Source organism: Ruegeria sp. BE9 (assembly GCF_056538765.1).
In genome coordinates, this window is the sequence record NZ_JBQFTS010000003.1 from 1 (window position 1) to 14,466 (window position 14,466).

Sequence of the window (14,466 nt, forward strand, 5' to 3'; positions counted from 1 at the left end):
GCTTCGGCTTCGGCTTCGGCTTCGGCTTCGGCTTCGGCTTCGGCTTCGGCTTCGGCTTCGGCTTCGGCTTCGGCTTCGGCTTCGGCTTCGGCTTCGGAAAGCGCTTCTTCTACCACCTCTTCGGCGTCAAGAGCTGTGTCTTCGCGTGTCGATGTGGTTTGGTCCATGTCTTCCGACTTGGGGTCTTCCACCGGCTTTTGATCGGTTTTCTTCTTACCAGCCACCGCAACTTTCCCCTTATCGAATCCAAAATCACATCAATAACAGACCACTCCAAGTTAATCGGTGGCCTCGCTGCCCTCAACCCGCATCGCATGTTTCACAAGTTTTTTAACGGCTTTCCGCATTTTCTTAGGCGTCGGCTCTTTAGCGATCCGTAGGCGCGCGTAGTCCAACGAATAAAGGGGTTCAGCCGTTGCCTGGCTGATTGCAGCCAGCCACAGAGGGGCAGATCCGGCCCAGATGTTGGCAAAATGTCGCGCCGTTCTGGGCGAAAATACGGGGGCAATCACAGGTGAATTTCCATCTGAAACCGCCTGTGCTTCGGATGAAAGCGGTAACAGACGCTGTTGATAAACAGGCTGTTCGCCGACCGTTAGCCCGGATTCGGTCAGGCGCTGTGCAATGTTGCCCCTGCTATGCTCCCCTCGCAGATGCAACAAAGGGCTCTCAGGCCTGTGTTTTAAAAGGTGGGCCACCAACTCTTCGGCCGTCGCACCCACCATCTGCGCGTTCCACCCCGCCACTTTGGCGGTCTCCGTTGTGGTTGGACCAACGCAGAAAGCGGGAAAATCTCTGGTTACCCCCATCGATGCGGCGGCATTTACCGCATTCGCTGACGTAAAAATCAGCCCTTTGAACCCTGCGATCTCTGCTTGAACCGGCAGTGGCTTAATTTCGAGAATGGGTGAATAGATGACATGAACCCGAGATTGTATGCGGGTTGGAAGCTGCGCGACGAACCTCTCAGAGGCAGCGCGAGGGCGGGTCATCAACAAATACAACAGTCGGCGCCTTCGGCCTTGGGATTGTTTGCGTCCGCGCAGGGTGATACCCCGCTTGAACATCATGATGCAACGGAACAAGCCAATGGTGCAAACACTTACCGTCCTCGGACTAGAAAGCAGCTGTGACGATACAGCCGCTGCGGTCGTGCGCCAAACAGATGGTGCCGGGGCTGAAGTGCTATCTTCAATTGTGCAAGGTCAAACTGAGTTACACAGCGAATTCGGAGGCGTGGTGCCAGAAATTGCAGCGCGGGCGCACGCAGAAAAACTGGACACTTGCGTTGTTCAGGCGCTCGAGGCCGCTGGTCTTACCCTATCCGACATGGATGCCATCGCCGTCACCGCCGGACCGGGCCTTATCGGAGGGGTCATGTCCGGTGTCATGTGCGCCAAGGGTCTGAGCGCCGCCACTGGTCTGCCGCTGATCGGGGTCAACCATTTGGCTGGCCATGCGTTGACGCCACGGCTGACCGACGGGGTCGCGTTTCCTTACCTAATGTTGTTGGTATCTGGCGGGCATTGCCAATACCTGATTGCCCACGGCCCAGAACAATTCACCCGCCTCGGTGGAACCATCGACGATGCTCCCGGTGAAGCTTTTGACAAGACCGCCCGTCTGTTGGCTCTGCCCCAACCCGGCGGTCCCTCAGTCGAGGCCGAGGCACGTGCAGGCGATCCCAAACGGTTCCGCTTTCCCCGGCCGCTGTTAGATCGGCCTGGTTGTGATCTGTCTTTCTCAGGGCTCAAAACGGCGCTGATGCGGATGCGAGATCAGATTGTGGCTGAAAAGGGCGGCCTGACCCGACAGGACCGCGCTGATCTGTGTGCCGGCTTTCAACAAGCCGTAGTGGATACCCTGGCTGAAAAAACCCGCCGGGCAATGGATCGGTACCTAGAGGAAAATCCGCGTGAACCCGTTATTGCTGTGGCGGGCGGCGTTGCTGCCAATTCCGCCATTCGTGCAGCGTTAGAGACTGTTTGTGATGAAAAGGGGGCTCGTTTCACGGCCCCACCATTGTCCCTATGTACCGATAATGCCGCTATGATCGCATATGCTGGGATGGAGCGGTTCCGTACCGGTGCCCGTGACGGCCTGGACCTGACCGCTCGTCCACGCTGGCCGCTGGATCAAACCAGCCCCGCCATGCTGGGCAGTGGTAAGAAAGGCGCCAAAGCATGAGCGTTTCTGTGCTTGGATCGGGTGCATTCGGCACAGCGCTGGCCATTTCTCTGGCCAGAAACGGCCCAGTGACGCTTTGGTCTCGCAGCACAGAACACGCCCGATCTATGCAAGACAGCCGGACTAATGCGGCCCGCCTGCCGAACGTAAAACTGCCCGATGCCATTACTATCACGTCTGACATGGAAATGGCCGCTGCGCATGACATCCTGCTGGTCGCGGTTCCGATGCAGCAGCTCCGCAGCGCTTTGACCGAGCACGCATCCGCTTTGGCCAACAAAACGTTGGTGGCCTGCTGCAAGGGTATTGAGCTGTCCTCAGGCCTCGGACCGATTTCAGTTATCCGCGAAACCATTCCAGATGCTCGACCGGCCCTTTTGACCGGGCCCAGCTTTGCCGATGATATCGCGCGTGGATTGCCCACGGCACTAACGTTGGCCTGTGCCGATGACAGCCTGAGCCAGAGCCTGCAGCACGAATTGACCACGGCAAACCTGCGCCTGTATCGCACGACTGACGTGATAGGTGCAGAATTGGGCGGGGCATTGAAAAACGTGATGGCGATCGCCTGCGGGGCAGCAATTGGTGCGGGTCTAGGCGACAGTGCCCGCGCTGCTTTGATGACTCGAGGTTTTGCCGAAATGCAGCGCTTTGCCCTGATGCGCGGCGCTCAGCCGGATACTTTGATGGGGTTGTCCGGTTTGGGCGACCTGGTGCTGACCTGTTCGTCCGAATTGTCCCGAAACTACCGTTTTGGCCTTAGTTTGGGTCTAAATCGTCCCTTTGACAAATATACAACTGTCGAAGGTGTTGCGACCGCGCGCGCGATGTCTGAGATCGCCGCGAACGAAGGCCTGGATATGCCCATCAGCGCCACCGTGGCAGACATAAGCCACGGCGCCTACAGTGTGGCGCAGGCCATCGAAACCTTGCTTAACCGACCCCTCAAGGAGGAATAACATGCTGATCGCCCTCATCGCCCGTGACAAGGACGGCGCCCTGCAAACTAGGCTGGACAACCGCTCGGCTCACTTGGCCTATATCGAGGAAACTGGCGTTGTATCACAGGCTGGTCCCTTGCTGGACGGCGATGCCATGATCGGGTCGCTCGTGGTTCTCGAAGTTGAAGATATGGCCTCTGCTCAAGCTTGGGCCGACAACGACCCCTATGCAAAGGCAGGGTTGTTCGCATCCGTTGAATTGATCCCATGGAAGAAGGTCATAGGCTGATGGCGTATTGGCTGTTCAAATCCGAGCCATCGACCTGGAGCTGGGACCAGCAGGTTGCCAAAGGGGATGCGGGCGAAGAATGGGACGGCGTGCGTAACTATCAGGCGCGCAATTTCATGCGACAGATGGCGGTTGGAGACCGCGGGTTCTTTTACCACTCGCAAAAGGAAAAGGCGGTCGTTGGTATCGTCGAGGTTTGCGCCGAGGCCCATCCTGACAGCACCACGGATGACGATCGTTGGGAGTGCGTGGATATAAAAGCGGTACAGCCGTTTGCCAAACCAGTGACGCTGGACCAGATCAAAGCAGATGAGCGGCTGGCCGAAATGGTTTTGGTGAAAAACTCGCGCCTTTCGGTGCAGCCCGTCAGCGAGTCAGAATGGCAGTTGATCTGTGCCTTGGGTGAAACATCGGCGAACTAGGCAGCTCTTTTGATCCATTCAAGGATCATCGAGGCGATCTGGTCTGAATTGTCGTCCATCATCATCGCATGCGTGTTCCCACCAATACCCTCTGCCGGAAGGTCGAGGGTATCGGCCGCGCAGCCTTCGGAACGTAGCTTTTCAACATACTGATCTGCCATGGATCGGTAAGTCGTCCATAGCGCATGCTCTTTGAGGTTGTCCCCCCAGACAAACAAATGCGGAACTTGCGCGGCCTTGCCAGTAGTGACCGGAACGGATGCGGGTTCAAGAAGCACAACGCCTTTGAAATACTCGGGGTGGGCCGCAACCGCATCCAGCGCCAGATGCCCACCCTGACTGTGGGCAATCAGCCAAACGGGACCAACGCGCTGCAAGGCATCGTAGTATGCGTCTAGCGTGATTTCCGCGTGAGTTGTCCAGCGTGGGACGAATTGCGCGCCAAACGTATCCAAAGCCTCCAACGGAAAGCGAATACCGGCGAAAGGACGGCGCCCGCCTTTATTGATGGCATACCCAGCATGAGGCCCGAACCGGAACATGGTCCAGACATCGTTCATAGTGCGGAAAACCGGGCCTTCGGTGTAGATTTGCGGATACGGTGACCACCCTGCCCGACCGCGCTCAACAGCATCACAGACATAGGTGTCGAATCCAGATTTCAGAAAAAAACTATGCCAACCTGAGCGTCCATCTGGCGTGGTTTCCCAAGTGGCGCCAGTCATGCTGCCTCCGTGCCAGAACATCAATGGCGCATCAAATTGTGGGGAAACTTGCCGGAGAAACTGAACATAGCACTGGCCAGTCACATAGTCGCCGTTCATATCAACGGTCCGGGCAGGAGCGTTCTGAGATACGTGTAGTTGCCGCACCGGCTGTCCGGTTAGCGCCACCTTATACCCGCCTGCAAAAAAGCTGCCGACGTCTTTCAGCTGTATTGCGGCAGAATTGCCCTTTGTCCTATCAGAATGGGTCATATGCAGCTTTGATCAACGGTTTAGATAATAACAAAACCGTAACGAGCGATCCCGTCGATTTCAATTGAGCTGTGGAAAACGCCAAAAGGGAAGGCCCTGACAGATGCAGAACCTTCCCTACCCCGCGTGCTCCCTACTCACCACACGCGTATAGAAATCTTTGGCTCTGACCGTCCTGGTCACACGCAGACATTAGCCGATACCCGGCGGTCGGCACAAATGCCAAGTGCTTAAAATTGAAGACGCCCGCCAAATACCAGACGGGCGCCAACAGGCTCAACAATCAGCTATAAACCGACTCTTTGCCGAAATGCTTGGTCAGCATGTAGTAAACAACAGCGCGGTACTTGTTGCGCTCGGACATGCCATAGGTCGCAAGAGCTTTGTTGATTGCTTCCATCAGCTCGGGTCCATCAGACAGGCCCAGCTTTTTGACCAGGAAGTTGTTTTTAACTGTCTCAAGCTCACCTTCCTGCGTGGCAGCCACGGTAGACGCGTCGGCGTCGTAGATCGCCGGACCGCAACCGATGGTAACCTTCGTCAACAGGTCCATATCGGGGTCCATCCCGCATTTGTCCTTCAGGTCTTCTGCGTATTTGGCGATCAGATCGTCGCGTTTTCCCATGTCCCAGTCTCCTAAATATCCGTTGCCACGGTTCACTCCACCGTTGCCGGAAAGATTAGCCGCGACTGCGATGATCTCAAAAGGATAAAAATCGGCTGTTTCTCCCCCTTAGCGTCCATTTTGGGGGCGAATTGCTGGTTTATTGTCTATCGACAGTAACCCCACCCAGGGCCTTGCAGGTGAAAATGGTCAGAGTGCAAACGATTGAAATTGGGACTCAAAACAACTCTGAACCAATCACAGGCGCCCTTTCCAATCCGATGGAGAAAATCAGCTTCAGGTCCCGGCGCTGACCAATCCTGTAGCAAGCTGAGCTTTCGCCCATCCTCCAGCTCGACGCCAATAATATCGATCGAATCCGCCGTCGCGTGGCTGCTCCAACCGTTGTTTTCACCCTGAGCCGTGCGCATTCGGCGGCAATTGTAGCTGCCTAGATGGCGAATGCGCTGGACCTTGGTTGCCAATAAGTCCCGTGCGGCGGGCTGGACAACATGGTGTTCCCACATCACCAACCGTAAAGCAGTCGCGCAACGCGTTTCAACTGGCGCAAGCCGAGCAATGCCCAGTTGGGACAGTTCGCCCCGTCCCGTAATTCCGCAGTTATCATCCACGACCAAATCTTCCATCGGTGCGAACTGAACACCAGCCTCTGACAATGCGGCACGGCATTGCGTGTCATCCGCAAGAGCCCTGTTCAACTGATATCTGGTGACCGGAGTCACAGGGGCCAACACCGACAAATCCCGCAGCGGATTCCAATGCGCAGGAAGCGGTGTTTTCGGGTGAGACATCAACAACCAACTGCCGCCGCCTACAAGGATCAGCAAAACGAAGCAGGTAAAAAGAAAAGACGCCACCAGATACAATATCCGGCGGCGTCCTGTGCGTTTTGTCATACCCGATCCGCGATCAGTAGCGGTAATGCTCAGGTTTGTAAGGGCCCTCGGGTTTTACGCCGATGTATGCCGCTTGTTCGCTGTCCATCTTGGTCAGTTTCACACCGATACGATCCAGGTGCAGACGAGCTACTTTTTCATCCAAATGCTTGGGCAGGATGTAGACCTTGTTTTCGTATTGGTCACCTTTGGTGAACAATTCGATCTGTGCCAGAACCTGGTTGGTGAAGGACGCTGACATGACGAAGGACGGGTGACCGGTGGCGTTGCCGAGGTTCAGCAAACGGCCTTCGGACAACAGGATGATACGGCTACCCGAAGGCATCTCGATCATGTCTACCTGTTCCTTGATGTTCGTCCACTTGTGGTTCTTTAGGTTGGCCACCTGAATTTCATTGTCGAAGTGGCCGATGTTGCCGACGATGGCCATGTCCTTCATCTCGCGCATATGCTCGATGCGGATCACGTCCTTGTTGCCGGTGGTGGTGATGAAGATATCCGCGCTGGCGACTTCGTCTTCCAGCAGGGTCACTTCGAACCCGTCCATTGCGGCCTGCAGGGCGCAGATCGGGTCAACTTCGGTCACTTTCACACGGGCACCAGCGCCGCGCAGCGAAGCTGCCGAGCCCTTGCCCACGTCGCCATACCCGCAAACCACAGCAACCTTGCCGGCCATCATGGTGTCGGTGGCGCGGCGGATACCGTCGACCAGCGATTCCTTACAGCCGTATTTGTTGTCGAATTTCGACTTGGTAACCGAGTCATTCACGTTGATTGCCGGGAACGGCAGGTGGCCGTCTTTCACCAATTGGTACAGGCGGTTCACGCCGGTGGTGGTTTCCTCAGACACACCCTGGATCTGATCACGCATCTTGGTGAACCAACCCGGGGACGCGGCCATACGCTTGGCGATCTGTTTCTTGATCACCTCTTCCTCTTCCGAACCCGGAACAGGGATGATGTCCTCACCCGCTTCGGCGCGTGCGCCCAGCAGGATATACAGCGTGGCGTCGCCGCCATCATCAAGGATCATGTTCGGGCCTTCGTCGAACAGGAAAGACTTGTCCAGGTAATCCCAATGCTCTTCCAGCGTCTGGCCCTTGATGGCGAAGACGGGGATGCCAGCTTCGGCAATCGCGGCGGCGGCGTGATCCTGGGTCGAGAAGATGTTGCACGACGCCCAGCGCACATCCGCGCCCAGCGCCACCAGCGTTTCAATCAGAACGGCGGTCTGGATGGTCATGTGCAGCGACCCGACAATCCGTGCACCTGCCAGAGGTTTGCTTTCGCCATATTCGGCACGCAGCGCCATCAGGCCTGGCATCTCGGTTTCGGCGATATCCAGTTCCTTGCGGCCAAACCCGGCCAGCGAAATGTCTTTGACGATATAGTCCCCGGCCATCAGATGCTCCATTCCGGTAAATCACAGTCCGGGCTGCCCCTAACATCCCTTGGGGCAGGTGGCAACGAGGATGGCCGGAAACGGGTTACTCTGCTGTTAAATTCAGCTTGGTTCACCCTTGAGTTCTATCTTTGGGATCGCTTCAAAAAAATCGGTGCCAACGGCGACAATACAACTAATGCCGTTCGCCTGTGTTACCAGAACCGTGTAGCTTCCGGTTTTCTTCGAGGTCCAAACCTCCATAATCGCCTGTGCACCGCGCGTTTTCTGCAATCCACCAAAGACCAGCTCTTCTGAATAGCTGTCCTGTAGCTTGGCGATCACATGCTCGCGCTCGGCACAACTTTGGGCAAAAACGGGAGGGGCAGTAGCGGCCATCCCAAAGGCCAGGGTAAGTCCAAACAGTCGCTTAAACATAGCGGGCTCCTTTCGATACGCGTTACGTTCCGAGAGGGGCACACAGGGAGGAGCATGCGCCCCCCTCAGCACAGATGTCGGTATCAGCAGGTTTCGATTCAAAGCACGAATGCTCAAGAAAAAGTTGGCAGCTGGTGATATCGACAGGTACATCATACCACAAAAACACGAGTTATACGTGTCCAACTTCACAAGGCATGGCAGAATGGCAACACAAGCACGAGCATGGCAGAGAATGTTGTCGGGGCGCAGGCTGGACCTGCTGGACCCGACCCCCGTGGATATAGAAATAGAAGATATCGCGCATGGTCTGGCGTTTGTGGCCCGCTGGAACGGCCAAACTGCGGGCGATTTCGCTTATTCTGTTGCCGAACACTCTCTATTGGTCGAAGAGCTTTTTGGCCGAATTGCGCCCAAAGCGCCGGTGAAATGGCGGCTCGCGGCTTTGTTACATGATGCGCCGGAATATGTGATCGGAGATATGATCTCACCCGTCAAATCCGCCGTCGGCCCCGACTACGGCGCACTGGATGACCGTCTGGCAGCAGCGATCCACATCCGCTTTGGTCTGCCCGCTGCCGTACCGAAAACGGTGAAACGTCAGATCAAAAAGGCTGACAAAATCAGCGCTTGGATGGAAGCCACCCAGATCGCGGGTTTCTCTGAAGCAGAGGCCACCAAGTTTTTTGGTCGCCCGGACAAAGCGGTGATGGACGGTTTGGAGATCAAGCTGCGCCCGCCGGTCGAAGTACGCGAGGCTTACACCCACCGGCACGAGGCGCTGCTTAGCGAATTGTAGCTCTAAACCACCTGTCTTGTTCTACGCCTCAGGGGAAGGCGTCTGGTTCTCCGAACTGGTTCGGGCCGCTGTCACTTGGCTGAATGTAGAAATAAATCAGAACCAAGGTTCCGATGATCGGGATCAAGCCAATCAATAGCCACCAACCTGTTCGTCCGATGTCGTGCAAACGCCGAACTCCGACAGCCAAGTTAGGCAGGAAAAGCGCAAGTGAGACCAGAACTGAAAGCGGTTGGCCTGCGGTCGGCTCGAACGCGTTAAACCCAAGCATCGGCGCAATCAGCGCACCATCGATTATCCGGGTCACGACAAGAATGAGAAACACGGCCAGCACCCACCACCAAAACGCCGGGCGCGCTGCACGCCCGGTGAAATTGGCGTAGTTTGAAAGAGCCCGCCGTAGTGCTGTCGAAAGATTATTCATGCCATCCTCCGCAATTAGACGACATTCACATATCACTATTTCTCGTTATTTAACACGGCAATAACTGGGAAGCGGATCAGTCGTCAGCCAGTTCAGACGTAAGCGCCCGCCGAATATGTCAACTCGTACGAGTGGCTATATAGCTCAAATACATTTCCAAACGGGTCTTCCATATAGACCATCCGATAAGGTTTTTCCCCGGGGTAGTATTTGCGAACCTGCTTCATTCGCTGCTTTCCACCCAGCTTTTCGATGATCTTGACCCTTTCTTCAAGGTTGTCATCCTGCACACAGAAATGAAACAGGCCACGGCGCCAATATTCGAATGGCCTTTCTTCTTCTACGGTATTGGGAAACTCGAAAAGTTCGATACCGGTCCCATCCCCCATAGAGAGGTGAGCAATGCGGAAAGACCCCCAGCCTTCCCCGAACACATCATCACACATCTGTCCGATGGCGCTGTCGTCCTGTTTGACTTCTGTAGGCTCCATGAGAACGTATAACCCAAAGGCTTTTGAGTAGAACTCAACCGCTTTTTCCAGATCTGGCACGGTTATTCCGATATGTGAAAAAGTCAGTGCGGACATGGGTGGGACTCCTCGCCAAGGCATACAAAAGAAAACGTGCTGACGCATCGCGCCAACACGTTCGAAAATAGCCCGCTTTTCTTCGATTTCACATCAAGAGCGACCCGAGACTTCGCTCTTTGTCACATTCGCGGGTTACCGCGGGCTGCGTTTCGCCAAAATCCGTTGCAACGTCCGGCGATGCATGTTCAGGCGACGCGCGGTTTCCGAGACGTTCCGGTCGCACAGTTCATAGACCCGCTGGATATGCTCCCAGCGCACGCGGTCCGCGCTCATGGGGTTTTCCGGTGGCGGGGGAAGCTCGTCGCCTTTGGCAAGCAGAGCATTTGTGATGTCAGTCGCGTCAGCCGGTTTGGAAAGATAGTCGGTCGCTCCGATCTTGACCGCTGCAACAGCCGTCGCAATCGCGCCATATCCGGTCAGAACAACAACCCGGCTGTCCGGGCGTTTCTCTCGCAACACTTCGACGACATCCAAACCGTTACCGTCCTCAAGACGCAAGTCAACGACCGCATAAGCTGGAGGACGTGCAGTTGAAATGGCGCGGCCAGCGGCGACAGAGCCTGCGGTTTCAACCTCAAAGCCACGTTTCTCCATGGCTTTGGCGAGACGTCTCAAAAACGGTTCGTCATCATCCACCAACAACAGTGATTTATCGGGGCCGATGTCGAGGTCAGAGCTGTCTGCCATATTCTATTCTTTCCGCTATTTCACGCCTTTGGCCTAACCATGAGTAATAGCAGCGCCGTTCCAAAGGTCAAACGGACTGTTGCGTCCCTAGATTTTATCCAGAAAACACCCGACCTTATCCGCCATCTGTTCAGCCGTATCGTTGCGGTCGAAGAACTCGATGAACCCATCTTCGGGCGTTACAAGGTAGGTAAAGGTCGAATGGTCCACCAAATAGTACTCATCGCTTTTGTCATGAGCGTTGTAGTAGGTCTTGTAGGCCTGACTGGCGGCCTTCACCTGCGCGGGTGAACCGGTTAACGCAATGGTCTTACCACCGAGGTTAAAGGCAAAATCGTCCACCACCTGAGGCGTATCACGGTCAGGGTCGATCGAGATGAACAATGGGGTAACCGACTGACCGCGTTCGGCCATGATGTCGACGGCCTCAGCATTTCGGGACATGTCAAACGGGCAGACATCGGGGCAGAATGTGTAGCCAAAGTAAACCAGTGTTGGTTCGGTAATCACATCCTTGTCTGTGACCGTCTCACCCTTACCGTTGACCAGTTCGAAAGGCCCTCCGATTGTTGCGGTGCCCCCAGCGATCTGACTGGACCGGCACTGTGCAAACTTGTCATCCGAACCCGCGCCCTGCGTCAGCAACCACATAGCCCCAAGGCCAATGGCCAGAACGACGATTGCAAGAATGGCATAAAGGCGGGTCATGGTGTCACCTGCAGCAGAGGATGTTGATCGTTTCAGCGCGGACACCTATCAAGATACCCAGCCGGTGCAACAGGACATAATCGACCAATGGCAAATTCCAATACCAGTCTATGGCGCGGCCAGGAACGCAGCAGCTGGATTCGCCTGCGTACGCTGATCCTACTGCGCTGGGTGGCCATCATTGGCCAGATCACCGCCATAACAGTGGCGCAGAAAACCTATGGCGTGCAGCTGGAATTGGGGCTTTGTTACCTCGCAATCGGTGTATCCGTCGCAGGCAACGTGACCGCGATTCTGCTGTTTCCAGAGAACAAACGGCTGTCCGAATTCGAGAACTTTCTTATGGTTCTGTTTGACCTGCTGCAGCTGTCATTCCTGTTGTACCTGACTGGCGGATTAAACAACCCGTTTGCGTTGCTTCTGGTCGGCCCGGTGACAATCTCAGCCAGCGTGATGAGCACCCGATCAACTTTGATCGTAGGAGGCGTTGCCATAGTCCTGACCACCTTGCTGGCAGAATTTCACTTGCCGTTGCGCACCGATCAAGGGGTCGTTCTGGAAATCCCAGACATTCTTCTCTTTGGCAACTGGGCCGCTATTGTAATCGCCATTGTGTTCCTGGGTGCCTATTCCCATCGCGTCAGCTCAGAAGTGCAATCGATGTCCGAGGCGCTCTCGGCGACACATATGGCACTGGCGCGCGAGCAAAAGCTGACTGACCTGGGTGGCGTCGTCGCAGCCGCAGCGCATGAACTTGGTACACCGCTGGCCACGATTAAACTTACAAGCTCGGAACTGATCGAAGAATTGGAAGACCGGCCAGATCTAAAAGAAGACGCCGCCCTGATCCGAGAACAAGCCAATCGGTGCCGTGACATCCTGCGCGATATGGGACGAGCAGGCAAAGACGACCTTCATCTACGCCAGGCCCCCTTGTCCAGTGTTATTCACGAAGCAGCCGAACCTCATATCAACAGGGGAAAGCGGCTTCATTTTGACGAAGGCCCTGTTGGGGATGGGGATGTTCAGCAACCGTCAATACTGCGCAAACCCGAAATTATTCACGGCCTGCGCAATCTGATTCAAAACGCTGTTGATTTCGCGCGTGGCAACGTCTGGGTGTCGGCAGAATGGACTACAGACAGGATCACTATCCAAATCATGGATGACGGGCGCGGCTTTCCACCTCATATGTTTGGGCGCATTGGTGACCCGTTTGTTCGGCGTAGGCGGAGTGAAACTGACCGTACCAGACCGGAATACGAAGGTATGGGTTTAGGCCTGTTTATCGCCAAAACCTTGCTGGAACGCAGCGGCGGTCAGTTGGACTTTGCAAACGGAATGGACCCATATCAGACGCTGTCTGACAACCCCGAGCGAAGGGGGGCAATTGTACGGGTGTCATGGCCAAGGAAGCTGGTGGATGCACAAACCGGGGATACCCCCGTTCCATCGGGAGCAAACAAACATATCGAGGTTTAAGGCTGCGACCCCTTCGCGAGTTCCGGTTAAGACCCCGTTAACCAATTCAATGCATAGTCCCTTTTTGTGGTTTCAGTACCGGAGAGCGCATGGTCAACTGGATCATTCTGGCCGCCATCAGCCTGATGTCTGCCAGCCTTGCAATTCAATGGCTTTTGCCCCGCCGACGGCAACAGGGTGACAACTTTGGCTTGTCTTCACCTGCATCCTTGTATGATGCGGTGTTTCTTTTTGATGGCGACAGGCTGATCAGTCATTCTGACATCGCGTTGGAAGGGTTCGAAGCTGTGCGCAACTGGCGGGATCTGCATCGCCTGCTACAACGTGATTTCCCAACCTTTCCAGAAACACCCGACCTTGTGCGGCAAACAGGCAATAGCGTCATTCCTGCCATAGATTGCTCGGTTGAAAATGACGTCCTGTGCGAATGGATCGACGGCATTGTTAGGGTTCAGTTGCGTCAAAGCGCAGGTTACCAGCCGGCGGTTCAGCGCGCTGCAAACGACCCTATCCGCCTTGCAATGGAACAGGCGCCCTACCCGGTTTGGCTTTTGGACCACCAGAATAACGTTCGTTGGTGCAATGCGGCATACGTGGCGCTGGTGCGTAAGGTTCGGGGGCAAGATACCGATTTGACGGCACCCCTGTTTCCGGACCTGGGCGATGACACGAGGTTAAGCGTCAAGACCCGTGTCTCGATCTCATCTGAAAGTAGCGAAAGCAAACTCTGGTTCGACCTAACGCTGGTCGACCACGCCGAAGGTCACCTATGCTACGCGGTCGATATCCATGCGATCGTTGCCGCGGAAACAACACAACGCAAATTCGTGCAGACCATGACAAAGACCTTTGCACAGCTCTCTATTGGTCTGGCTATTTTTGATCGCAACCGCCAACTCGCATTGTTCAACCCTGCGCTGATTGATCTGACCACCCTGCCCCCAGATTTCCTGAGCTGCCGTCCCAGCCTATCGAGTTTTTTTGACAGGCTGCGCGACCAACAAATGATGCCGGAACCTAAGAACTACCGCGGCTGGCGCAATCAAATGAACGATCTGCTCGAAGCTGCAGAAGACGGGAATTATCAGGAAACATGGTCTCTTCCTTCAGGTTCCGTTTATTCGGTCAGCGGTCGCCCCCATCCTGACGGAGCTGTCGCTTTTCTGTTCGAGGATATCACCGCCGAAATCACCTTGACCCGCCGATTCCGATCAGAAATGGACCTGATGCAATCCGTATTGGACAAGTTGGCGGACGCGATTGCCGTTTTCGGTGATGATGGCACGCTGGCCTTGACGAACACTGCGTATCAGAGGCTGTGGGGCGACACTGATGAAACCGGGTTCGAACCAGACTCCGTACTAGAAGTGACGCGAAATTGGCAGGAACTTTGCGCTGCCACGCCAATTCTGGGTGAGATCCGCGACTTTGTTGAAATGAGGGAAAATCGCGCTGAATGGTCAGCCGATCTTCGCATGCGGAATGGCACCGAATTGGCGTGCACAGTCTGTCCTTTGCAGAACAGCGCAACAATAGTTCGCTTTGAAGTCGTCGAACGCGAACATACAACTCAAAAGATACGGCAAATCAGCGCCTGAACCGGGTTGCAGCCAGTCGGGC

General features: G+C 55.4%; 17 protein-coding genes and 1 pseudogene. 7 read left to right on the forward strand and 11 right to left on the reverse strand.

What is annotated here, in order from left to right; all coding sequences use genetic code 11:
• Both ACR0EO_RS10905 and ACR0EO_RS10910 read right to left on the reverse strand, forming a co-directional pair.
• A pseudogene (locus ACR0EO_RS10905) lies at positions 1 to 224 on the reverse strand (hypothetical protein); the annotation flags it as partial.
• 54 nt (positions 225 to 278) lie between these two features.
• Positions 279 to 992, reverse strand: a complete 714-nt coding sequence (locus tag ACR0EO_RS10910; RefSeq protein ID WP_480689774.1) for a uroporphyrinogen-III synthase — start codon at positions 990 to 992, stop codon at positions 279 to 281.
• A gap of 97 nt (positions 993 to 1,089) precedes the next feature.
• On the opposite strand from ACR0EO_RS10910, the gene tsaD reads away from it, so the two are divergent.
• Genes tsaD through ACR0EO_RS10930 form a run of 4 tightly spaced genes read left to right on the forward strand, consistent with a single transcriptional unit; the run spans position 1,090 to position 3,839 of the window.
• Positions 1,090 to 2,187: a tRNA (adenosine(37)-N6)-threonylcarbamoyltransferase complex transferase subunit TsaD gene (gene tsaD, locus ACR0EO_RS10915; RefSeq protein ID WP_480689775.1), complete on the forward strand. Its 1,098-nt coding sequence runs from the start codon at positions 1,090 to 1,092 to the stop codon at positions 2,185 to 2,187.
• Positions 2,184 to 3,146, forward strand: a complete 963-nt coding sequence (locus ACR0EO_RS10920; protein WP_480689777.1) for an NAD(P)H-dependent glycerol-3-phosphate dehydrogenase — start codon at positions 2,184 to 2,186, stop codon at positions 3,144 to 3,146. Before tsaD ends, ACR0EO_RS10920 begins: the two co-directional genes overlap by 4 nt.
• Before the next feature lies 1 nt (position 3,147).
• The gene (locus ACR0EO_RS10925) at positions 3,148 to 3,417 is read left to right on the forward strand and encodes a YciI family protein (protein WP_480689779.1); all 270 of its coding nucleotides are present in this window, start codon (positions 3,148 to 3,150) and stop codon (positions 3,415 to 3,417) included.
• Entirely contained in the window at positions 3,417 to 3,839 is a 423-nt protein-coding gene (locus tag ACR0EO_RS10930) for an EVE domain-containing protein (RefSeq protein WP_480689781.1), read from the forward strand. The genes ACR0EO_RS10925 and ACR0EO_RS10930 overlap by 1 nt, the downstream gene beginning before the upstream one ends.
• On the opposite strand, the gene ACR0EO_RS10935 is transcribed toward ACR0EO_RS10930, so the two are convergent.
• The 5 genes from ACR0EO_RS10935 to ACR0EO_RS10955 form a co-directional block, all read right to left on the reverse strand.
• Positions 3,836 to 4,816: an alpha/beta hydrolase gene (locus tag ACR0EO_RS10935; RefSeq protein ID WP_480689783.1), complete on the reverse strand. Its 981-nt coding sequence runs from the start codon at positions 4,814 to 4,816 to the stop codon at positions 3,836 to 3,838. The two genes, ACR0EO_RS10930 and ACR0EO_RS10935, sit on opposite strands and share 4 nt — an antisense overlap.
• A gap of 283 nt (positions 4,817 to 5,099) precedes the next feature.
• Positions 5,100 to 5,441, reverse strand: a complete 342-nt coding sequence (locus ACR0EO_RS10940) for a DUF2853 family protein (protein WP_480689785.1) — start codon at positions 5,439 to 5,441, stop codon at positions 5,100 to 5,102.
• 146 nt (positions 5,442 to 5,587) lie between these two features.
• The gene (locus tag ACR0EO_RS10945) at positions 5,588 to 6,337 is read right to left on the reverse strand and encodes an extensin-like domain-containing protein (RefSeq protein ID WP_480689787.1); all 750 of its coding nucleotides are present in this window, start codon (positions 6,335 to 6,337) and stop codon (positions 5,588 to 5,590) included.
• Between the two features lie 13 nt (positions 6,338 to 6,350).
• Positions 6,351 to 7,739, reverse strand: a complete 1,389-nt coding sequence (ahcY, locus tag ACR0EO_RS10950) for an adenosylhomocysteinase (RefSeq protein WP_480689789.1) — start codon at positions 7,737 to 7,739, stop codon at positions 6,351 to 6,353.
• A gap of 102 nt (positions 7,740 to 7,841) precedes the next feature.
• Positions 7,842 to 8,156 (reverse strand): hypothetical protein, encoded by a 315-nt coding sequence (locus tag ACR0EO_RS10955; protein WP_480689791.1) that lies wholly within the window; start codon positions 8,154 to 8,156, stop codon positions 7,842 to 7,844.
• Positions 8,157 to 8,361: 205 nt separating this feature from the next.
• Between ACR0EO_RS10955 and ACR0EO_RS10960 the strand changes: the two genes are divergently transcribed.
• Positions 8,362 to 8,955, forward strand: coding sequence for an HD domain-containing protein (locus ACR0EO_RS10960; RefSeq protein WP_480689793.1), 594 nt, complete (start codon positions 8,362 to 8,364; stop codon positions 8,953 to 8,955).
• A 28-nt stretch (positions 8,956 to 8,983) separates the two neighbouring features.
• On the opposite strand, the gene ACR0EO_RS10965 is transcribed toward ACR0EO_RS10960, so the two are convergent.
• The 4 genes from ACR0EO_RS10965 to ACR0EO_RS10980 form a co-directional block, all read right to left on the reverse strand.
• Complete coding sequence (locus tag ACR0EO_RS10965) at positions 8,984 to 9,379, reverse strand: DUF805 domain-containing protein (RefSeq protein ID WP_480689795.1); 396 nt, start codon at positions 9,377 to 9,379, stop codon at positions 8,984 to 8,986.
• A gap of 92 nt (positions 9,380 to 9,471) precedes the next feature.
• Positions 9,472 to 9,966: a lactoylglutathione lyase family protein gene (locus ACR0EO_RS10970; RefSeq protein ID WP_480689797.1), complete on the reverse strand. Its 495-nt coding sequence runs from the start codon at positions 9,964 to 9,966 to the stop codon at positions 9,472 to 9,474.
• Between the two features lie 135 nt (positions 9,967 to 10,101).
• A complete protein-coding gene (locus ACR0EO_RS10975; protein WP_142637470.1) occupies positions 10,102 to 10,656 on the reverse strand; it encodes an ActR/PrrA/RegA family redox response regulator transcription factor in 555 nt (184 codons plus the stop codon).
• Positions 10,657 to 10,743: 87 nt separating this feature from the next.
• Complete coding sequence (locus tag ACR0EO_RS10980; protein ID WP_480689799.1) at positions 10,744 to 11,364, reverse strand: SCO family protein; 621 nt, start codon at positions 11,362 to 11,364, stop codon at positions 10,744 to 10,746.
• An 87-nt stretch (positions 11,365 to 11,451) separates the two neighbouring features.
• Here ACR0EO_RS10980 and regB point away from each other — a divergent pair, with 87 nt between their 5' ends.
• Positions 11,452 to 12,846 (forward strand): sensor histidine kinase RegB, encoded by a 1,395-nt coding sequence (gene regB, locus ACR0EO_RS10985; RefSeq protein ID WP_480689801.1) that lies wholly within the window; start codon positions 11,452 to 11,454, stop codon positions 12,844 to 12,846.
• 89 nt (positions 12,847 to 12,935) lie between these two features.
• Entirely contained in the window at positions 12,936 to 14,444 is a 1,509-nt protein-coding gene (locus ACR0EO_RS10990) for a PAS-domain containing protein (RefSeq protein WP_480689803.1), read from the forward strand.
• Positions 14,445 to 14,466 lie beyond the last annotated feature (22 nt).